Genomic DNA, 19,972 nt, shown 5'->3' with positions numbered 1-19,972 from the left:
GTTAAAACAGCGGATATTAGAATGATAAGTTGATACCAAAAAGGAAACTCTGCTGGTTGTTGGGGTAATTACCGCGATCAATGCCAAAGGCCGAACTGTCGCCCATCAGCTCGGGATCCAGCCCCGAATACTTGGTGATCGTAAAAAGATTGGAAGCCTGAATGTAAACCCTCAGATTATTGGCCCTGATTTTCTGCAGAATAGCAGGACTGATGGTGTACCCCAGGATGATGGACCTCAGTTTCAGGAACGAGCCGTTTTCTATATAGTAGGAGTTGGGAACGCTGGAAGTGCTGAAGTTACCGGCCGCTTCGATTTTCGGAACCGTTGTGTTGGTGTTTTCGGGCGTCCAGGCGTTCAGCAATGCATTGCTTTTGCCTCCTCTGAAACCGGAGTAAAAATGGGTATAGTAACGTACAAGGTTGAATACTTCATTTCCTTGAGAACCATAGAAAACGGAAGAGAAATCAAAACCTTTATAGTTGAACCCCAGGTTGAGGCCATATGTAAAATCAGGATTGGGATTGCCTGTAAAAGTACGGTCTGCGGCGGTGATGGCTCTGTCGCCGTCGATATCCTGGTATTTGAAACGTCCCGGTGCTGCGGCAGTCTGGGTAGGAGAGGCATTCACTTCGGCTTCATCCTTGAACAGACCGATTACTTGATAACCGAAGAACGAGCTTACCGGATGACCAATCTTGTTTCGGACCAGATTTCCGTTGCGTGAGTCGGCGGTGTCAAAATAACCGGGATCAGGGGTACTGACCACTTCGTTTTTATAAGTGGTGATATTGGCACCGATCGTGAAGAGAAAATCGTCGGTGATTTTGCCGCGGTAGGTAGCGTTAAGATCAAAACCAGTATTCTGAATGTCTCCGATGTTCACCGTAGGAGCTGCGGCAGCACCAGCCGTTGCAGCCAAAGGCAGTGGAAACAGTAACCCATTGATTGATTTTTTGTAGTATTCCAGGGACACGTCCAGTTTGTTGTTCAGCACCGAGGCATCAATTCCGAAGTTGGAAACAATGTTCTTTTCCCAGCTTGTATTTTTATTGCCATTGCGTGTCTGATAAAAGCCAGGCCTGGAGCTGGTGTTGGCTCCTGTGATATCATAATAGGATGTTCCGATCCCGGAACCGTACAGTGTAAAGGCATTGGCAGGATCTACGTTGTTCTGAGAACCCAGTATGCCATAACTTCCCCTGATTTTCAGGTCGTTGAGCCAGTGAATTCCTTTCATAAAGTTTTCGTCGGACAAGCGCCAGCCTACGGATGCAGAAGGGAATACCCCGTATCTTTTTTCGGACCCGAATCTGGACGATCCGTCGCGGCGGATGGTTGCTCCGATGAGGTACTTGTCGCTGAAAGCATAGTCTACCCGGCTGAAAAGGGAATAGAGGGTGTTTTCTGATGCGTTGCTGGAATTGTTGATATTGGAGGTTCCGTTACCCAGAACGAGATAGTCGAACTGCGTGGAGAAAAAATCACTTCTGCTGGCATTTACAGCCCTTGAGTAGTTGATAATGGCTTCCGAACCTACCAGTACCTTTACCGCATGTTTACCAAAACGGTTATTGTAATTCAGGGTATTGGTCCAGATCGTGTTGGTGGAATATCCCGAGCTTTCATTCAGGTTGTTTAAAGTTGTATTTCCCTCACGGTCGTTATACTGGTTAAAATTGAATGCCACGTTGTAGCGGTTATTGATACTTCCGCCAATGCTGGTGCGGGCGGTAAAATGCTTAAGGAAATCTATTTCGGCATACGCATTTCCCACGATGTTCCAGGTATTTCCCCTGTTGTTTACCGTACGTTTCTGAATGGCTACCGGGTTGGCAGCATTTCCAAGGTCAGGGCCCGCAAACATCCCGCCGAAATTTCCGGCAATATCATAAACGGGGAGGATGGTCATTTGCCGGTAAACATGGGAGATGGAATTACTTTCAGCCTGGTTGGAATAACCCGGATTATTGGTGCTGTACAGGTAAAGATTTTCCCCGACTCTGATATTCCGCCCGATCTTAAAGCCGGTGTTGACGCGCACCGATGTTCTTTTGTGAAAGGTTTCAATTAAGGTACCCTGCTGGTTGAGGTATCCCAACGCTACCAGGTAATTTGCTTTGTCGGTGGCTCCGCTGATGGACAGGTTATGTTCCTGAATGGGCGCGGGTTTGAAAATCTCATGAAACCAGTCGGTACCGGACTTGTTGACTTTCTGGATCAGGTAATTGTTGGCCGGATTGGACGGGTCCAGAAGATATCTGGAAGGGGAAACAACGGCATCGCCCTCCTTTCCGGTACCCGACACGCCCGGGCCGCTGTATAAGTAATCGGGCAGGCCATCTTTGAATAATACGGAGGAAGGGAATGCAATTTTCGAGAGCCGTGCAAAATCCTCGGGATTCAGCATATCAAAAACATTGCCTTTGAGCGGTACCTGACGGCCATAGTAAGTATCATAAGTGATCTTGGGCGCTCCAGATTTTCCTTTTCTGGTGGTGACAATTATTACACCGTTGGACCCGCGGACACCATAAATGGCTGCTGCTCCGGCATCTTTCAGTACCTGGATGGATTCAATATCATTGGAACTGATTTCGTTTAGGTTGGCCTCAACGCCATCCACCATGACCAGCGGCTGGGTGTTGCCAAACGAACTGATCCCCCTGATATTGATGGTACTGGCTCCACCAGGTACCCCCGAGCTGATTACATTCACACCCGCGGCCTGCCCCTGAAGTGCACGCACGGCTGAGCCCCCGGGAATGGATTTGAGTGCTTTCATATCCACCACAGCCACGGAACCTGTGATGTCCTTTTTTCTTTCGGAGGAATACCCTGTAACCACTACTTCACTCAGTGACTGGACGTCGGTCATCAGGGTAACGTCAACGACTGTTTGTGAAATCACCTCCACCTCTTTGCTAACATAACCTATGAAGGAAAAAACCAGGGTAACCGGGCCATCCGGTATTCTCATGTTATAGCTTCCGTCTCCGTCCGTTACGGTTCCGTTGGTGCTGCCTTTAATAAGTATATTCACACCGGGCAGTGTCTCCCCTTTGTCATCCGTTACTTTTCCTGACACTCTCTTTTCAATGGAAATGATGCTTTCGACAGGTCGTTGCGTTCTGGCAGGGATGTTTCCTTCCAGGTAGTCGGGTAGGCGTACTTCATTTTTCAGTAGCTGGGACTCCTCCTGAGCTGCTTGTTTGCGGTCTCCTTTTTCTGCATCTTTCTTTTTGGTAATTACGTAACCTCCTGTACTGGTTTTCTTGTATTTCAAACCAAGCGGCTTAAGCAGGTTGGCCAGAGAATGTTCTACATTAGGGTCCAGCACAATGGCTTCTGTGGATACCTTATAACCTTCTACCAGATGGTCAAAATAGAGGATATCCACGCGGTAATGACTTTTGAATTCCTGCAGGACATCCTTCAGATTTTTGAAAGACGGCTGGGTCGAGCCTGGGCGCATTTGCCGTTGGGCACTTGCAATGAACTGTGTAAATCCTGGCTGCACTTGTAAGCACAGGAGCATCAGCAATACAAGCAGACGTATTGTTTTTTTCATAACAGTAAAAAATAATAATGAAAAAATGATGGGTTTAGAAATAAAATGGTAGGTTTAGGAATAATCGGTAAGCGTATTAATAGGATAAGATGATGGTTTCCCCATCGGGGGATTTTTGGTAGTTAAGGCCAGAGTCGTCTGTCAGGATTCCGAGCAGTTCTTCCGCATTTAAGGCTGTAAAAGAACCTGATATTGTCAGCTGGGCCAGGCTGGAATCCGGGATCTGCACGGTTACACCAAAATTATCTTCAAATAAATGGCACACTTCCCGCAAGGTAGTTTTGTCAAAAACAAAGCGGTGCGCTTTCCAGGCGGAAAACTTTTCGGGGTTATCGGTTTTCCTCAGGCTCGCACGGCCATAAACATCCATCGTCACCAGATCGCCGGGTTTCATGGTCAGTTTTTTTCTGGCCGTGCCTTCCTGATAGTTCAGTTGTACTTTCCCCTGGTTAAGTATCACTTTCGTTCCCCGCGGTCTGGTATATACGTTGAATTGTGTGCCTAATACGACAATTTCCAGCGTTTTACTTGTTTTGACAATGAACCGCTGGTGGTCTTTGGTATGAACAATGTCAAAATCAGCCTCACCGTTTAGTATTACCTCGCGGGTTTTGGAGCCGAAACCAAAACGGGGGACATGGAGGGAAGAATTAGCATTGAGCACAACCTTGCTGCCGTCGGTCAGTGTGATTCTTTGTATCTCACTGAAATCCGTCCGGTACATTTGGTAACGGATGTTGTCACGGAATAGCCAGGCTCCTGACAAAACGGCCAGCGCTATTGTCGCCGCAACCAGCCAGTTAATCCGGGAAATACCAAAAGCAGGTTTCTTTTCATCCAAAATCAATTCCTCTTCCTGTTTGTTAGGAGCCGTATGCAGTTGTTGCATGCGTGCCCGGTGCCGGGCCATTCCCTTTTCGGTGTCAGGGTAATACTGGGAGTTTTGTTGTTCCCATTCCTGCAGCCAGACGAAAAATTGCTCACGGTGAGCGGGAATTTCAGCCCATTCTTCTATACCCTTCTTCTGAAGCGCTGAGGCTCTTCCCGAAAAATAATTGAAAATAAGCTCTTTATTTATGTCTGAGTTCATTGCTTCTGCTTTAAATGAAGACCTGTTTGTATCAGTCTTCGTCTTTTGTATTGGATTGTGCAGCGGTTCATTTCAGAAACACCAGAAAAGCCAGGAACCATTTATTCCTGATCATCTTCCTGACCTGATGCATGGCCTGGTACATCTGCGCTTCGACCGTACGCAGTGACAGGTTCAGCTCACGGGCTATTTCCTGGTATTTTTTACCTTCGAACCGATGCATCACATAGATCCGCCGACGTTTGAGAGGCAGGCTGTTCACAGCGTTCTCTACGTCGTTAAAAAGATCTTCATACTGCGTGATATGGTCGGGCTGCTGCTCTGGCTGTATGGGAACATACTCGGCATATTGCATGGGCGCATTCCGTTTCATCTCCACCCGCACATAATCAAAGGCGCGGTGACGTACCGAGGTAAAAAGGTAAGCACGGAAGGACGTCTGTACTTCCAGGAAAGCTTGTTCTGCATGAAACTTGTAGAAGATATCAGAGACGATATCCTCGGCTATTTCCTTGGATGAAACATACCTCACCGCATGGCTGCAAAGCGGACGATAATAGTATCTGAAAAGTAGCTCTATCCCAAGGTTTACGTCCGTGTCGAATCCCTTTTTGATCAGAATTTCCGAGTCCAGGCTGATACCCGTTTCCCCTGAACCGTTGTGCGGCTGTAGTGAAGGAATCGCCTGTCTGTTGCTTTCATTAAAATTGCCTGCTTTCTCCATACTGGGTTATTCAAGAAGGTAATCGGCGTTAAGAATTATCGTCCTGTAAGAGAGACTGTCAACACCCTGAAAAACACCTATGCTTTTAGCAATTTATTTTGCTAATATTTGAATATGCCGCATTCTGATTTGGAAAGGCAGTATTTGAGGGAAATTAAATTAGGATATTTGGCGTATAATAAAATATTCAATCCTGCAGCAAGATAATGTTTGAACTACCTTTCTGAAACCGGCTGTCCGCCGGTCATGTGTACCCTAATGCCAGTCTGCAAAATTATCTCTTAAATGACAGCGTAAAACGGGCGCCTTGATTTGGCCTGCTTTCCAGCACGATATTCCCTCCCAGGCTGGTGATCTGGTTGTGGACCAGGTACAGCCCGATTCCTTTAGCATCAGCATGGTTATGAAACGTCTGATTCAACCGGAAAATCTTATCTTTCACCTGCTCGAGGTCAAATCCCATACCCTGGTCAGAAAAAATCAGCTGGGTTACATCATTCCATTTCCTGCTTACAATCGAAATAACCGGAGTACGCCCGGCGATCACATATTTGATGGCATTTGTGATCAGGTTAAGAAAAATACTTTCCATGTACGACTCGTTAAACCGGACTTCATCCACTTCGGAGAAATCAGTGCGGAATTCGGCTTTGGAATTTTCTATCAGAGATTTCAGGGAATGCAGTGCCACCTGTAACGACCTACTGAAACTGACAACTTCAACGGGTACTGTCAGCAAATCCTTCTGTACCAGGGCATCCACATAGCTGTTCAGGGTATCTTTTAAGTTCTCAGCCGCAGATCGGAGGATGGACAGAAATTCAAGTGTTTCGGCATCCTTGATTTTAGAGGTATCCAATAGATCAAAAACAGAGAGCAGATTACTCACCGGAGACCTCAGGTCGTGAGATGTCTTATAGGTTAATTGTTTAAGATCATGGTTTACTTTGGTAAGATTTGTGATGAGTGTATTCCTGTCTTTTTCCTGAATTTTAATATGGGTAATATTTTTAGCAATCGCATATACAAGTTTTTCGGAATACCTCGGCACGGAGGTCCATGATAACCATATAATCTCCCCGCTTTTGGTGACATATCTGTTTTCATAATTTAAGAGCGGGTTGTCGCTTTTAAGGTGCTCCCGGTACTGGGAAGTCAGATTGCGGTCCTCGGGATAAACAAATTCGTCGATGGGGCGGGCCAGTAATTCCTTATGTGTATAACCAAGTAATTTTGAAAATGCAGGATTGACCTGTTTAAAGTAGCCGTCATAGCCTGCTATGCACAGGAAGTCGGGGGATATTTGAAAAAAAAGCTCTTTATTATAATGATGCATCACAAAAAATATTCAATAATCCCTTTATTCTCATGGTTAAGTTAGAAAGATAAGGCTAAAAATCAAAACCATAATTACGGGTCTAGTAAATTATCTACAAAACTTGTAGTTTTTTAACGACATTGGTATAAAAATAGAATCTTTTACATATTTTACTGAATTTATGTGAGAATATTGGTCGTATCATTTGTTTGATGCCCCTGGTTGTATACATTGTAAAACTTATTGTACGTAAGCCTGTTACCCTTTAACGAAGCATAACATACGTTATCTGAACATTAAATTTATACTTCAATTCTTAATGAAGTGCTGCGTGAATTCCCGGATTCGCCGCATTTAAAAATGTTACCATGGTGGAACTCATACCCAATACCGTCATTTACGACCGTTTCCTGCTGATAGAAGAAATTTCAAAGGACACCAGAAAGGGACAGCGGATATGGTCTGTGCTGGACCAGCAAACGAGCCAGGCATATCTGGTACATTTTTATTCCGATGGCAGGACGGAATGGTTCAACGACAACCGTCAGCCAGCAGCCCAGTCTTCACCGCCTCCCAGCCCGGCTTCTCCATCATCGGCCCAGGGTACCCCGCCCGCTGTTGAACGGGAAAGGTCGCTGAAAAGGGTGTTACCAGTCGTGCTGGTGGTTGGTTTTGCTGCCGCGGCTTACTTGTTTTACAAACCAGTGACAGGGTTCATAAAGTCAGCCTTTACAGATGAAAAAACTGCTGAGGTAGTGGTTAACCCCACTCCGGCCAGGATACCTTCCGATAGTATTGCACAGGAGGCAAAGACAGAGAAAACAGAAAGTGCGGATACCACTTCTGTTGATGTTGAACCCATTGTTCAACAGGAGAATACAGCCGCGGGTACTTCGATAACTTCTGTCAACGAAGCATTGCAAAAACTGAAATCATTGGGTGCTATCCCAAAGGCCGAGCAGGGAGCTGCTTTTGTAAAAGCGAGGGAAGCATTTGCCGGATTAAAAGCTTCGGGGGGGCATCAGGCTCTGGTGGATTCAATCTACATCATGTGCGCTGGAAGAGGGGCCAGGTCTTTGCTGGATTATCAGAAAACCGGTGAAGCTGCTGCCAGACAGTACGCTTTGGAATGGTATCAAACGGCATATGTTCTTAAGCCTTCTCCCGGACTTCAGGAAAGGCTGGGCCGCATTAAGGAGGGGCAAAATAATAAGTAATACCCCGGTTGTGCCGGGTTGTTGTAGGGAATTCATTAAAAATGGACCCTGCGATGATCTTTCTCCAGACTATGGCGGATATAAAATCTTCGTAAAATGCTTTTACCGGAAAGGGGGCGCAGCAGAAGATAACTCTGCTTCCTTCGTTTTAATTATCGGTATTATAAAAATTCGTTAAAATGAAGATCAGAAGTTATGAGCTTTTTCAGGTACCTCCCAGGTGGTTGTTTCTGAAAATAGAAACGGATGAAGGGATTATCGGCTGGGGAGAACCCATTATAGAAGGTAAAGCAGCGACTGTCAAAGCAGCGGTTATAGAATTGATGGAAGGGTTGGTGGGTAAGGACCCCATGGATATTGAGGGACATTGGAATACGCTTTACAGAGGCGGTTTTTACCGGGGAGGGCCTATCCTGATGAGCGCGATTTCGGGTATTGATCAGGCACTGTGGGATATCAAAGGGAAGTTTTACAATGCACCGGTGTACCAGCTCCTGGGAGGAAAATGCAGGGACAAGATAAAGGTTTATTCGTGGATCGGGGGCGACCGGCCGGCCGAGGTGGCAGTGGCCGCCAGGCAGTCGTTTGACGGGGGCTTCAAAGCCATTAAAATGAATGCAACGGATGAAATGCAGTATATCGATACGTTTGACAAAATTGATCTTGTACTGAAGCGGGTGGCATCTATCCGGGAAGCAGTTGGTTATGGGCTGGATATCGGCGTTGACTTTCATGGCCGTTTGCACAAGCCTATGGCCAAGGTACTGGCAAAAGAACTGGAACAATTTCATCCCATGTTTATCGAAGAGCCGGTACTGCCGGAAAACAACGAGGCGCTAAGAGAAATTGCCAGGCATACTTCCATTCCTATTGCAACGGGTGAGCGGATGTTCAGCCGCTGGCATTTTAAAGAACTGCTCACACAGGGATATGCGGATATTATCCAGCCCGACCTGTCCCATGCCGGTGGTATCACAGAATGTAAAAAGATACTCTCCATGGCGGAGGCTTTTGATGTGGCAGCGGCGCCGCATTGTCCGCTGGGACCGATAGCCCTGGCGGCTTGTCTGCAGGTGGATGCTACCTGTCATAATGCCTTTATACAGGAGCAAAGCCTTGGTATCCATTATAATCAGGGTAATGATCTGATGGATTATCTGGAGGACAAATCAGTATTTAGCTATGAAGATGGCTATGTGAAAATTCCCGGCGGGCCGGGATTGGGTATACAGATTGATGAAAACCAGGTCAGAAAAATGGCGGAAGTGGGACATAACTGGAAAAATCCGCTTTGGAAACACCAGGACGGCAGCGCGGCAGAGTGGTAGCGCAGGACAACCGTGACTTAAACTAACAATATTTGATCAAACACATTATGAAATTAACAACTGACGCAACACGAAGAGATTTTCTCAAGGTTACCTCTGGTTTGGCTGGTTTGGCAATGTTGGAATTGTCCTTTGATTTTGCCAGGCCCAAACCGCTTCTTTCCTTCTCAACGCTGGGCTGTCCGGCATGGTCATTTGAAAAAATACTCCAGTATGCGGCAGACAACCATTACCAGGGTATCGAGATCAGGGGAATATTGGATCAGATGGATTTGCCCAAATGTCCGGAGTTTAATAGCCCCGAGCATATCCGGGCAACCAAAAAAATGATAGAGGACCGGGGTATAAAGATAGTAAGCCTGGATTCATCCGCTAAAATGCACTTTGCCGATCCGGCAAAAAGGCAGGCCAACCTGGATGAGGCCCGCAGATTTATTGATCTGGCGAAAGAATTGCAGGCGAGTTACATCCGCGTTTTTCCGGAAGATTTGCCCAAAGACCAGGAACGCCAGCAAACGATTGACCTGATCAGTAAGGGGTTGCTCGAACTGGCGGATTATGCAAAAGGAAGCGGGGTGACTGTATTGCTGGAATCGCACGGGCAAGTGGTGAGCAAGGATATCCTGTCCGAAATTATGAAGGCGGCGGAACACCGTCAGGTGGGGATGATATGGGACATCGTTAATATGTGGTCGGTAACGAAGGAGGCTCCTGCGGAGGTATATGCGCAGCTCAAAAAGTACATCCGGCACATCCATGTGAAGGATGCAGTATGGGTGGAGGGGAAAGAAAAGTTTGTCAAAATAGGAGAGGGGATAGCGCCTCTTACAGAAGCATTCAAGGCACTTCAGGCCGGGGGCTATAAGGGTTATTACAGTTTTGAATGGGAAAAGCGGTGGCATCCCGAAATCGAGGATCCGGAAATCACCATTCCGCACTATCCGGTTGCGATGAAAAAATATTTCTGAAAAGCGGCCTTTAAAAGCTAAGGTACGTCAAGGCATGCTGCTGAACAATTTCTGGATTTTAGCTCCGGGATTGTTCAGCAGATTTATTTAACGGGTATCCGCGTTCAGCAATGGATTCATTTCATCATGGATCACCGAAGCCAGGAGATACTGCCCTTCTGCCAGAAGATGGATACCATCCGGGGTAAGGTATTTGTAAGCCGTTTTAATTTTACTGTGGGTATCGATGAAGTAACATTTGTTTTTCTCCGCTACTTTCCGGAATTCCTGCACAAGATATTCAACTCGTTTTGAGCCCCCCCGGTATTTGTCTGCCAGTGTATTGTCTTCCCCGAAAGGCGGGGGCGAAACGATAAAAATCGGGGTTTGAACACGATTGTCGGTAGTTTTGGATTTAATCTGTTTAATGAGCTTGTCGAGGTTTTCGGGCACTTCTTTCAGTTGTCCGGCAAAAATGGCCTTGCAGTCATTGGTACCAAGCATGATTACCACGGCATCTGGTTTTCCTTCGGCTTTCAGCAATATCTGATCCACATTCCTCAGTGTATTCAATTCTTTTTTATCCTGGTTATCGAACCCGATCGTATTTCCTGATATGCAGGTATTGATAATCCTGTCGGCCGGTCGCAGTGTTTTCAGCTGGTTTACCCAGCCGTATTCCAGCGCCCCGTTGGAATCCCCGATCGCCAGAATGTTTTTGGACGGGATATGCGCCAGCACATCTCCTGGGGGCATTTCGTGTCCGCCTTCAAAAACGGTAAGACTTATTTTATCCTGATAATGATTTTTGTAAATGATTTTCCTGCCAAGAATTTTCCCCTGATCCCCGCCCCCAGGCATTGTCCTTTCCCTGATCATCAGATTGATGTATTCCTGAGGAACCCTTGCGAAAGGAGCGGCAGGATTAAAATCGCTCACCAGTTTGTTATACATATTAAAAGACTGGCTGATTGGTACCGAGCCGGTGTATCCGTCATGAATGCCGCAATAGATAGCCAGCGTGCTGTTTTGTCTGTCGGTTACGGGCTTTGCAGTGAAAAACGGTGAGCGTTTTTTTGCGTTTTCAATATTGATTTCATCCCGGTTGCCGGAAGTTGCCGCTGCGATGTCTCCTGCATATTTGGCTTTTCTTCCAAGGGATTCGTGGTACCAGTCAACCAGATTGTAAATGCCTGCATAGGCCGAAAAGCTACGGATTTTGTGTTTTGATCTCATGTAGGTGAGTACGGTGGCATAGCCTCCGCCACTCACACCAATGACATGAATATTCTCCGGATCGGTTTGGCTGTTGGCCTGCGCCCAGCTGATCGCATCATCGATGTCGCTGACGACCAGGTCGCTCCCACATGCTTCGGGCTTGTTGTTTGGCCCCCGGAAATTGGGATGTATGTAATTGTATCCCTTTCTGATACAGAAATTAACAACCGTATCCTTCTGTGCAAAATCACCGCTCCATGTATGCAGGCTGATGACCAACGGGCGCGGTCCGGCACTTGTGGCGGCATAAAAATAAGCGGGTTGCTCGCTGCCGTCGATTGTGGAGCGGATGCTTACTTTTTTGGCCTCCGCCGGCCAGTCTTTGGATTTGGTATCATCCCATTTCGGGTCGTTCTGGGCGGATATTTGAAACGTAAAACTGCCAAAAAATGCAAGTAAAAGGAAAATTCTAAAAGTCATAAAATCTCGGTACTGAATACAAATAGCCATCATATAAGTTATGATGTTGCTGATTTATACTCAAAATCACAGGCGTTTATCATTTTTTGACCGGTGGAATTTTCGCTCCTTTAGACAGGTTCCATTTCTGGTGGTAACTTTTTCCGGATTGGGCCGTCACCCAGATTAGCCCCAGTTCCTGCTGCGGATCCTTCACCTGAGCCAGGATCATATTTCCCCAGTCGCGTATCGGGTCCTTTAGTTTCCACCATCCCAGCGTACTGCTTCCGTTCATGCCATCCTCGTCGGCCGGATACCCGATCTGAAAGACGCAGGCTGTGGGGGCAAAGCGATTGGCCCATGTGGCAAATCCTTTGGTCAGATCTTCCACTGTTGCTTCAGACGCAAAATCCACGAAAATAAGATCTCCCTTGCCCCGATAAGTAGGTGGCATGAAACCCGGATCGTAGTGCCTCAGGAATAACCGGTAGGCGGCATTGTGCGATTTTATTTTTTCATCCCATTGTTTTGCTGCTGCGTCGGAAGCCTTTTCGTAGTACTCAAGGTCAATACCTAAGCCAGCTATCGATTGATGATGCTTGAACTTGCCCAGCCAGTGATCGATTTCCGCTGATACATTGGTACCTGCTTTTTTTGAAGGGAAAATTTCCAGAAATACGGATACGCCCAATTGATCCATATAGGTTAAATAGGCTTCATGCTGCGCGTCGGTCAGTCCGTGATGAGCGGGAGTCAGCGCCGACATATCTCCTACCGCCCAGAAGGACCAGGCCTTAGAGCCTGGGAACCGGTTGTTGACATTGAAAATAACCTGGGCGAGCTCTTCCCTGGATAAATTGATAAACTTCCCGATCTTGATATCAAGCGCAGTAATGCCGTCGGCAGCGCTGATGCGGGATGGTTGCCAGGCACCGGTATACTTGTAAGCCGGGGCCGGTTTGATCGCAATGTATGCCGAAGCCAGCAGGATTCCGAACAAAATGAGCGGGAGGAGGAGTATTCTTGTTTTCATGAGCGGTGAGTTTTTATGAAGATCCGAATTCGGAAAATAACTGACAATTTCATTGATTTAATGTATCCGTACATACTCTGAATCCACGGTTGTAGTTACTGCTAGAGGGAGGTACTACGTTACGGTAGCTCACTTTGCAGTTTGGGGCGGGCACCGACCAGGCTCCGCCACGGTATATCTTGTAGGTTCCCGTGGCAGGACCGGTTGGATTTTCTTTTGCACTTTGAGTGTAGTATGCCGCGTCATACCAGTCGCTGACCCATTCCCAAACGTTGCCCGTCATATCGAATAGGCCCAGTTCGTTTGGTTTTTTGGTGGCTACGGGTTTGGTACCATAACCTGTGGCGGCATACCAGCCCACGGAGTCAATACGCGGGTCCCCGCTGAAAACCGTATGATTGCTTTTAACACCACCGCGTGCAGCGAATTCCCACTCTGCCTCCGTGGGCAGACGGAACGGTATGCCGGTCTGTTCACCAAGCCAGCGGCAATAGGCCACTGCATCGTCCCAGCTCACATTTACCACCGGATGGTTTTCATGCCAACCCCAGCCTGGCAGGTCCGGCATCTGCCGTTTGGTGGCATTGCAAAATACCCGCCATTGTGCCACGGTGGTCTCGGTTCTGGCTATTTTGAAATCTTTCACGGTAACCTGATGTGCAGGCTGTTCGTCGTTGCTCCCTTTTTCATCCCCCATTTTGAAGGTGCCGCCTTTTACAGATATCAGTTGCGGATAGTATTTGTCTGAGAGTTCAGGAAGTGTGTTGGTCTGTACTTTCTGCTTTTTCTTGCCGAGCCAGAAAAGGGCATCTGTGATCATGTTGTTCTGCTGGTAATCCGTCATGACTTTGTTGCCGTGTCCCATGTTCATGTAAATCATGTTGTACCTTGTGTTGGTCCAAACAACCGGAGTGTCTCCATCTGTCAATATGTCTTTGATACCCAGGGGGTAATTGGCCGGGTCTAGTGTTACCAGTACTTTTACATCCTTGTTGTTGCGTGGGCTGGGCCGCCAGTGGTACCATTCATTCACCGGTGATGCATAGGCACCCGGCAGCCGTCTCGTAACCGGGTGATTGTTGTCATCTACGAGCAGTCGAGCGGGAATAGGCGGCCAGCTATTGCTGTAAAACACACCTCCACCCAGAAAATCAACAAACCAGGGCCATTGGGTATGTTTGTCGTTGTAACCAGCCACGTGAAATCCGAACCATCCGCCTCCATTTTCCATATATTTCTGAAAAGCGTTCCGTTGCTGGGGATTTTGCGGGAAGTCATTCAGCCACATCACAATGTTGTAGTTGCTGAGATAGGCATCGTTACAGTTGGTCCAGTCGGTGGTAGCATCAAAAGTGAAATTGTTTTCTGCGGCCAGGGTTTTAAAAAATTCGCGCGCATCATTCGAAAAATCAATATGATCTTTTTCAACTTTATTGGAATAAAAGGCGATTACCTTAAAATCCGGTTTTTGGGCCAGGGAGTTAAAAACCGGGAAAAAAATGGATTCCAGAAGGACGCAAATGATTGATAAATTTTTTTTCATAAGCCTGATATCAGTTTTTAGATACTCCGCCGAGCCACAAAATGCCATCGGTGATCATTCGGTTCTGATCTGCACTGGAGAGTACTTTGTTGCCATGCCCGAAATTCATGTATAACATTTTGTACTTTGTATTGGTCCAGACAATGGGCGTATCTCCCGCCTGGATGAAAGTTTTTACGCCAAGCGGGTAACTTTCAGGAGCAATGGAAGCCAGTACCCGCACGTCCTTGTCCAGCCTAGGGCTTGGTTTCCACTGGTACCATTCCGTAACCGGGGCGTCGTAACTTTCTGGCATTCTTTTGGTTGCAGGGTGGTCGCGGGTTTCAATATTCACCCTTGCAGCCACGGGCGGCCAATTGTTACTATGAAAAACAGGACCGCCGAGAAAATCAAGGAACCAGTTCCATTGAGAGCTCTTGTCGTTATAACCCGCTACGTGGAAACCTAACCAGGCTCCTCCGTTGGCGATGTATTTTTCGAAGGCAGCCTTTTCTTCATCCGTGTGCGGAGCGTCATTGAGCCAAATCACGATCTGGTAATTGCTCAGGTAGGCATCGTTGAGGTTGGTCCAGTCGGTGGTGGCATCAAAGGTAAAATTGTTCTGTGATGCGATCAGCCTGAAGAAATACAAGGCGTCATTGGCAAACAGAACGTGGTCCATTTCTACCTTCGCAGAATAAAATGCCACAGCTTTGAAGCTGGGTTTTTGAGCGTAACAGTTTGCGAAAAGCAGGTATATTAAAACGGTTATAATGGTGTTCTTTTTCATCTTAACCAGATTGTAAAAGCAAATATTTATTTAAGACGGATGTAATTCTAAAGTGAATTAAAGCTAACAACCCATGAATGGCCATCGCCAGCCTACCGCATACTCCCTACCTGCACCTGCCTGCTTTGCCTCATTGATTAACTCTAAACTTTTAACGCTTCATTTTTTGGCCGGTTACTCCTCCGCCATTGCCGTAACTGCTTGTAAAAACCAGGCCGAGTGCGGTATCCATTGCTCCGTCCAGCGCCACTCGTTACCATTATCATTGGTTTTGTAGTCAATTCCGCTGCCGTCGGCGTTTCCGTCTTTCCCGGTAACGCCATTGGATATACCACCGCGCTCGGATCCATGTCCGTACAGCGACTTCATGTAGGGCATGTTGTTCCTGCCGAACTTATACATGAAACAGGCTTCGTAAGGATTTGCCCCCAGTATCCATGAAATCTGTTGCGAAGCGTAAGTTTGCAGCGGTTCACTGGTTCCCCATCCTTCTGGCTTAGGGTATACGAGTTTTCCGCCCACCAGCGCAGCTGTGGCAAGTGAAGCGAGCCGTGCATTTTCGCCTTGCCACCACCAGCCACTTTCATTTTCATGCGGTATAAAAAAGCCATCTTTCACCATACCTTTAAACAGAAAGGATTGCCGTGCATAGCCAAACGGATTACTTACATTGCTGGTAACGTTGAGGTTATAGTCCAATGCTTTTTTTACAGTACCAAGTGCGGCAGCTTTCAAGGCAGCATCACTTTCAATTTTCAGATACCGGCATAGTGCCACCACGGGCAATCCGGCATCCGAGGCATGCCAGAAAGGCCGATTGGCATCATTTGCTATAAAATAACCTGCCAGGCTCATTCTCTTTTCAAGATTTTTAGCCCTTTCCCGGGCTTCATCCCTGTATATGTTTTCACCGGTAGCCAGCCAAAGTTCTGTTGCGCCGAGCAACGCACAATAGTCGTCGAGGATATTTTCTTTTCCATCGTCACAGTATTTTAAATTGTTGATTTGTAAATGGGCAAAGGCCCTTTTTGCCGCATCCAGATACTGCTGTGAGGTAAAATCACCATTCATTTTCCAGCGTGAAATCCTGGCCAGGGCAGCTATACCCATGCCGCCACCTTCGCGGTAGGCACACTGATAATTGGAAGTGGTGACACTGTTGGCGTTCAGTCCAACTACACGCCGGGCTTTGGGGTCCGGATTGAAATAACTGAAAACGGTCATGTAAAAATACCCTTCTTCTGACAACGACCTGACAATATAATCGGCCCCATATAGTGCCTCCCGTTTCATGGAATCCAGTACACCAAGCTGTGAGAGGAGCCTGGGAATACTTTCTGCAGCGTTTTCCATGGACCAGGTACACAACGGTATCTGCTGCTGAGACATGAAATTGGCGTAGGCCAGGTGGGAGAAATATTTGCTGATATCACCGGAGGCATCATCCCATCCCCCGCGCAGGTCCACCGTTTTGGTGCTGCCATAGAGCGTTATATTTTGATCGGCGATCAGCTCTTCAGGTTTGTCAGCCCTTTGTTTGTTATAATAATGAAGGATGGATGGGATCAGCAGCCTGGCGAGCGCTTTGTCTTCTATCAGAAATTCATCAGAAGTATAGCTCTTACCGTTTACACCCAGCGAGATTTTATACTTCCCTGGTTTGGTAAAAGAAGAGAAGTCGATACGATAATAAACTTTTCCGGGAAACCACTCATCAATGGTCATAGATGGGGATAGTTTTCCTGTAAATTCCTTTCGGGAAGAGCCGGATGAAATAAGGTCAAACCTGGTGATTTCGCTAAGTTCAGCGGGATTTCCCGAAATCACAGCTGTTTTGGCACCATTGCTGTCAAATCCTACCTGGTTGACGTGAATAATAATTGCCGCTGAAACATGCTCTGCAAAAAAGATCAGGCACCAGATGAGGGGCAGGGTATGAAAAATCTGTCTCATAAAGAAGTTAGGGGAGGTCATTATTGGCTGATAATCAATGCGTCTGACAATCGGTCGGGAAATTATCAAATTTTGGAATAATATTTACATAGATCGATATTTATAATACTATTTTGTGCTGCGGGGCGGCAGGTACCGGTTTTAAATTATTTTGAAAGGGCAGTAGTCCATTGTTGTATGTCCTGAGTATCAACAGCGTTATTTCGGAAATTTTATATAATCCTCATTTTAAATGCGAAAATTCCTGATTGCAACCCATGGTACTTTTGCAAAGGGCGTTCAGTCGTCGCTGGATATTATTGTTGGCCCGATGGAAAACGTTTTTCTTATTCAGGCGTATGTTGAGGAAAATAAAGGAATTGAAGACGAACTCGCCCGGGTCATGGAAAAGGTGTCTGAAGAAGACGAGCTCGTTGTCTTTACCGACCTCATGGGAGGAAGTGTTACCAATCAGATTTTACGCTTTGCCTTAAGGGAGAATGTTCATGTGGTTTCCGGTTTCAATCTTCCGTTGCTGGTGGATGTAATGCTGTCGGATGAGGAGTTAGCGGTTACGGAAGTACTTACCAATGCAATTCAAATGGCAAAGGAGCAGATAGTTTACGTCAATAACTTATTAACCCCCAACGCAGAAAGCGATTTCGATGATTAAATTATTACGGATTGACGATCGCCTGGTGCATGGCCAGGTGGCACTGACCTGGACACCGGCCCTGGGTGCAGATTGTCTGGTGGTTGCCAATGACAAAGCCGCCAAGGATGATTTTCTGAAAATGACGATGAATCTTGCCAAGCCGGCCGCTGCCAAACTTTTGATCAAATCACTTGCGGACACGGTTTCCTTTTTGTCTGACGAGCGTAGCAGGAATATGAAAATCTTTGTTCTGGTAAGTTCCATTAAAGATGCAGCGTTTTTGTCGGGAGCTATTGCCGAGATACAGTCAGTCAACTTTGGAGGAATTCGCGGGAAGGAGGGATCAAGGCTGATATCCAAAGCCATAGCCGTTAATGACGATGATATTGAAATAATAAAGCAACTGCTGGTGAAAGGAATTGAACTTGAAATAAGGCAGGTTCCAACGGACAAAAAGCAGTGGGTGGCAGACCTGATCTGAGTGCAGATTACATTGGATGATCGTGATTTCCTAACCATAAAACATACTTCGGAAGTGTTGCCAACCTACCTAATGCTTACGTTAATTGCCATGTTCGGGCACTCCGAAGACTTTCTGGGAACAACTTTGCTGAGCAGGCCACTGGTCCTGGGGCCATTGGTGGGTCTTGTCCTGGGCGATCTGGAACAAGGAGTGATGATCGGAGCCACGCTGGAACTCATTTTTATGGGGAATATCAAAGTGGGGGCTGCCATTCCACCCGACGTAATTACCGGCGGCGTATTGGGAACAGCGTTTGCGATCATGTCTGGGAAAGGTTCCGCGGTGGCGCTCGCACTGGCCGTACCTATTTCCATCCTGGCAGAGATGGTCATCAGCGGTCTGTTTGTACTCCGGCCTGTACTTAATAAAAAGTTTGATCAGTATGCCTCGGAAGGGAATTACAAAAGAGTGGAACAGCTCCATATTTTATCAGGATTACTCAAACCGCTGCTGATGGGCGCGGTTACCTTACTTGCTTTGCTGCTGGGAGCCGATGTTATCAAAACTTTTGTAGAAACCATACCACCCTGGGTGCATTCGGGTTTACAGGTGGCCGGGAATATGTTGCCAGCGCTTGGCTTTGCGCTGCTCATGAACCTGATGTACAACAAAGTGGTGGCGCCGTATTTTTTTCTCGGATTTATTCTTACCAGCTATCTGAAACTGCCCATGATCGCCATAGGAGGGCTGGGAGTGATTATTGCACTGATCGTTACAGGTATTACGCACAAAGAAATACCGGTTGCTGGGAGCGACAGTGATTTTGACGATTTTGATATGGACGAAACGCCTGCGATAGCGGAGCCGGTATCGACAATCCTTACTAAAAGGGATATCCGGAGTCTGTTTCTGAGGTCTATGGCACTGGAAGCTAATTTCAACTTTGAAACCTGGCAGAACACCGGCTTCGCCTTTTCCATATTACCGGCTTTGAAAAAACTGTATACCACAAAAGAATCCATGTCTCTAGCTCTGAGAAGGCATTTGCAGTTTTTTAATACTGCACCGCACGGTTCAACACTGATTATCGGCATTTCGGCAGCGATGGAAGAACAGAACAGCCGTGAAGCAGATTTTGATGAAGCGTCCATCAACGCAGTGAAACTTGGTTTGATGGGGCCGCTGGCAGGTGTTTTTGACTCCTTGTTCTGGGGAACCGTGAAGGTGATTGCAGCCGGAGTGGGTACCTCGCTGGCCATGCAGGGTAGTGTACTGGGGCCCGTTTTGTTTTTGCTGATCTTTAACATACCGCATCTTGTGCTGCGCTACCATCTGACTTTCATAGGGTACCAGGCTGGTACAAAATTCCTTCAGGACCTGTCTAAAAGTAACGTGATGGATAAATTAAAATCCTGGTCTTCCATTCTGGGTTTGATGGTTGTTGGGGCAATGCCCGCTATGTTAATGTCTGTCAAAACGCCGTTGCTGATCGGCTCAGCGGATGCTGCGGTACCGGTACAGGGGATCCTTGACCAGATCGTCCCGAATATATTACCGCTGTCGCTCACTTTCCTGGTTTTCTATTTTGTGAAAAAAAATATAAAAACCACTTACCTGCTGCTAGGTTTGCTGCTGTTGGGTTTCGCAGGAAGCGTGTTGCATGTGTTTGCCTGATGAACTTTCAATAGAATAGTGATCTGTTTTT

Annotated in this window: 15 protein-coding genes; 6 read left to right on the top strand and 9 right to left on the bottom strand. The window is 46.9% G+C overall.

Going from position 1 to position 19,972, the window contains the following annotated elements:
* Nucleotides 1-16: 16 nt before the first annotated feature.
* The 4 genes from KOE27_RS11885 to KOE27_RS11870 all read right to left on the bottom strand — a co-directional run bounded on the left by KOE27_RS11885 (nucleotide 17) and on the right by KOE27_RS11870 (nucleotide 6,721).
* Entirely contained in the window at nucleotides 17-3,571 is a 3,555-nt protein-coding gene (locus KOE27_RS11885) for a SusC/RagA family TonB-linked outer membrane protein (RefSeq protein WP_229252746.1), read from the bottom strand.
* Nucleotides 3,572-3,647: 76 nt separating this feature from the next.
* Nucleotides 3,648-4,661, bottom strand: coding sequence for a FecR family protein (locus tag KOE27_RS11880; protein ID WP_215239101.1), 1,014 nt, complete (start codon nucleotides 4,659-4,661; stop codon nucleotides 3,648-3,650).
* Between the two features lie 67 nt (nucleotides 4,662-4,728).
* Nucleotides 4,729-5,385 (bottom strand): RNA polymerase sigma-70 factor, encoded by a 657-nt coding sequence (locus KOE27_RS11875; protein WP_215239100.1) that lies wholly within the window; start codon nucleotides 5,383-5,385, stop codon nucleotides 4,729-4,731.
* A gap of 274 nt (nucleotides 5,386-5,659) precedes the next feature.
* Nucleotides 5,660-6,721 carry a PAS domain-containing sensor histidine kinase gene (locus KOE27_RS11870; RefSeq protein ID WP_215239099.1) on the bottom strand — a complete coding sequence of 354 codons (1,062 nt, stop codon included), beginning with the start codon at nucleotides 6,719-6,721 and terminating at the stop codon, nucleotides 5,660-5,662.
* A 350-nt stretch (nucleotides 6,722-7,071) separates the two neighbouring features.
* On the opposite strand from KOE27_RS11870, the gene KOE27_RS11865 reads away from it, so the two are divergent.
* The 3 genes from KOE27_RS11865 (at nucleotide 7,072) to KOE27_RS11855 (ending at nucleotide 10,216) form a co-directional block, all read left to right on the top strand.
* Nucleotides 7,072-7,920 carry a hypothetical protein gene (locus KOE27_RS11865; protein WP_215239098.1) on the top strand — a complete coding sequence of 283 codons (849 nt, stop codon included), beginning with the start codon at nucleotides 7,072-7,074 and terminating at the stop codon, nucleotides 7,918-7,920.
* Nucleotides 7,921-8,099: 179 nt separating this feature from the next.
* Complete coding sequence (gene dgoD / locus KOE27_RS11860) at nucleotides 8,100-9,248, top strand: galactonate dehydratase (protein WP_215239097.1); 1,149 nt, start codon at nucleotides 8,100-8,102, stop codon at nucleotides 9,246-9,248.
* Between the two features lie 47 nt (nucleotides 9,249-9,295).
* Nucleotides 9,296-10,216, top strand: coding sequence for a sugar phosphate isomerase/epimerase family protein (locus tag KOE27_RS11855; protein ID WP_215239096.1), 921 nt, complete (start codon nucleotides 9,296-9,298; stop codon nucleotides 10,214-10,216).
* Nucleotides 10,217-10,303: 87 nt separating this feature from the next.
* Here KOE27_RS11855 and KOE27_RS11850 read toward each other — a convergent pair whose 3' ends face one another.
* The 5 genes from KOE27_RS11850 to KOE27_RS11830 all read right to left on the bottom strand — a co-directional run bounded on the left by KOE27_RS11850 (nucleotide 10,304) and on the right by KOE27_RS11830 (nucleotide 17,170).
* Entirely contained in the window at nucleotides 10,304-11,893 is a 1,590-nt protein-coding gene (locus KOE27_RS11850) for an SGNH/GDSL hydrolase family protein (RefSeq protein ID WP_215239095.1), read from the bottom strand.
* A 79-nt stretch (nucleotides 11,894-11,972) separates the two neighbouring features.
* Nucleotides 11,973-12,905: a hypothetical protein gene (locus KOE27_RS11845; RefSeq protein ID WP_215239094.1), complete on the bottom strand. Its 933-nt coding sequence runs from the start codon at nucleotides 12,903-12,905 to the stop codon at nucleotides 11,973-11,975.
* Between the two features lie 49 nt (nucleotides 12,906-12,954).
* The gene (locus KOE27_RS11840; protein WP_215239093.1) at nucleotides 12,955-14,448 is read right to left on the bottom strand and encodes an SUMF1/EgtB/PvdO family nonheme iron enzyme; all 1,494 of its coding nucleotides are present in this window, start codon (nucleotides 14,446-14,448) and stop codon (nucleotides 12,955-12,957) included.
* A gap of 10 nt (nucleotides 14,449-14,458) precedes the next feature.
* A complete protein-coding gene (locus KOE27_RS11835; protein WP_215239092.1) occupies nucleotides 14,459-15,217 on the bottom strand; it encodes a ThuA domain-containing protein in 759 nt (252 codons plus the stop codon).
* Between the two features lie 174 nt (nucleotides 15,218-15,391).
* Complete coding sequence (locus KOE27_RS11830; RefSeq protein WP_215239091.1) at nucleotides 15,392-17,170, bottom strand: glycoside hydrolase family 9 protein; 1,779 nt, start codon at nucleotides 17,168-17,170, stop codon at nucleotides 15,392-15,394.
* A 232-nt stretch (nucleotides 17,171-17,402) separates the two neighbouring features.
* On the opposite strand from KOE27_RS11830, the gene KOE27_RS11825 reads away from it, so the two are divergent.
* From KOE27_RS11825 to KOE27_RS11815, 3 genes are all read left to right on the top strand, one after another.
* On the top strand, nucleotides 17,403-17,822 hold the full coding sequence (locus KOE27_RS11825) for a PTS sugar transporter subunit IIA (RefSeq protein WP_215239090.1): 420 nt from the start codon (nucleotides 17,403-17,405) through the stop codon (nucleotides 17,820-17,822).
* The gene (locus KOE27_RS11820) at nucleotides 17,815-18,285 is read left to right on the top strand and encodes a PTS sugar transporter subunit IIB (RefSeq protein WP_215239089.1); all 471 of its coding nucleotides are present in this window, start codon (nucleotides 17,815-17,817) and stop codon (nucleotides 18,283-18,285) included. The genes KOE27_RS11825 and KOE27_RS11820 overlap by 8 nt, the downstream gene beginning before the upstream one ends.
* Before the next feature lie 72 nt (nucleotides 18,286-18,357).
* Nucleotides 18,358-19,941, top strand: a complete 1,584-nt coding sequence (locus KOE27_RS11815; protein WP_215239088.1) for a PTS system mannose/fructose/sorbose family transporter subunit IID — start codon at nucleotides 18,358-18,360, stop codon at nucleotides 19,939-19,941.
* The last annotated feature ends 31 nt before the right edge of the window (nucleotides 19,942-19,972 follow it).

The sequence above is a fragment of the Dyadobacter sp. CECT 9275 genome, assembly GCF_907164905.1.
GTDB classification, from domain to species: Bacteria; Bacteroidota; Bacteroidia; order Cytophagales; family Spirosomataceae; genus Dyadobacter; species Dyadobacter helix.
This window is presented reverse-complemented; position numbering and strand designations above follow the sequence as displayed.

Coding starts and splice junctions, on each gene's coding strand:
- KOE27_RS11875 (WP_215239100.1), bottom strand. CDS start 5,385: ATGGAGAAAGCAGGCAATTTTAATGAAAGCAACAGACAGGCGATTCCT.
- KOE27_RS11865 (WP_215239098.1), top strand. CDS start 7,072: ATGGTGGAACTCATACCCAATACCGTCATTTACGACCGTTTCCTGCTG.
- dgoD (WP_215239097.1), top strand. CDS start 8,100: ATGAAGATCAGAAGTTATGAGCTTTTTCAGGTACCTCCCAGGTGGTTG.
- KOE27_RS11825 (WP_215239090.1), top strand. CDS start 17,403: ATGCGAAAATTCCTGATTGCAACCCATGGTACTTTTGCAAAGGGCGTT.
- KOE27_RS11855 (WP_215239096.1), top strand. CDS start 9,296: ATGAAATTAACAACTGACGCAACACGAAGAGATTTTCTCAAGGTTACC.
- KOE27_RS11845 (WP_215239094.1), bottom strand. CDS start 12,905: ATGAAAACAAGAATACTCCTCCTCCCGCTCATTTTGTTCGGAATCCTG.
- KOE27_RS11820 (WP_215239089.1), top strand. CDS start 17,815: ATGATTAAATTATTACGGATTGACGATCGCCTGGTGCATGGCCAGGTG.
- KOE27_RS11850 (WP_215239095.1), bottom strand. CDS start 11,893: ATGACTTTTAGAATTTTCCTTTTACTTGCATTTTTTGGCAGTTTTACG.
- KOE27_RS11830 (WP_215239091.1), bottom strand. CDS start 17,170: ATGAGACAGATTTTTCATACCCTGCCCCTCATCTGGTGCCTGATCTTT.
- KOE27_RS11870 (WP_215239099.1), bottom strand. CDS start 6,721: ATGCATCATTATAATAAAGAGCTTTTTTTTCAAATATCCCCCGACTTC.
- KOE27_RS11880 (WP_215239101.1), bottom strand. CDS start 4,661: ATGAACTCAGACATAAATAAAGAGCTTATTTTCAATTATTTTTCGGGA.
- KOE27_RS11835 (WP_215239092.1), bottom strand. CDS start 15,217: ATGAAAAAGAACACCATTATAACCGTTTTAATATACCTGCTTTTCGCA.
- KOE27_RS11840 (WP_215239093.1), bottom strand. CDS start 14,448: ATGAAAAAAAATTTATCAATCATTTGCGTCCTTCTGGAATCCATTTTT.
- KOE27_RS11885 (WP_229252746.1), bottom strand. CDS start 3,571: ATGAAAAAAACAATACGTCTGCTTGTATTGCTGATGCTCCTGTGCTTA.
- KOE27_RS11815 (WP_215239088.1), top strand. CDS start 18,358: ATGCTTACGTTAATTGCCATGTTCGGGCACTCCGAAGACTTTCTGGGA.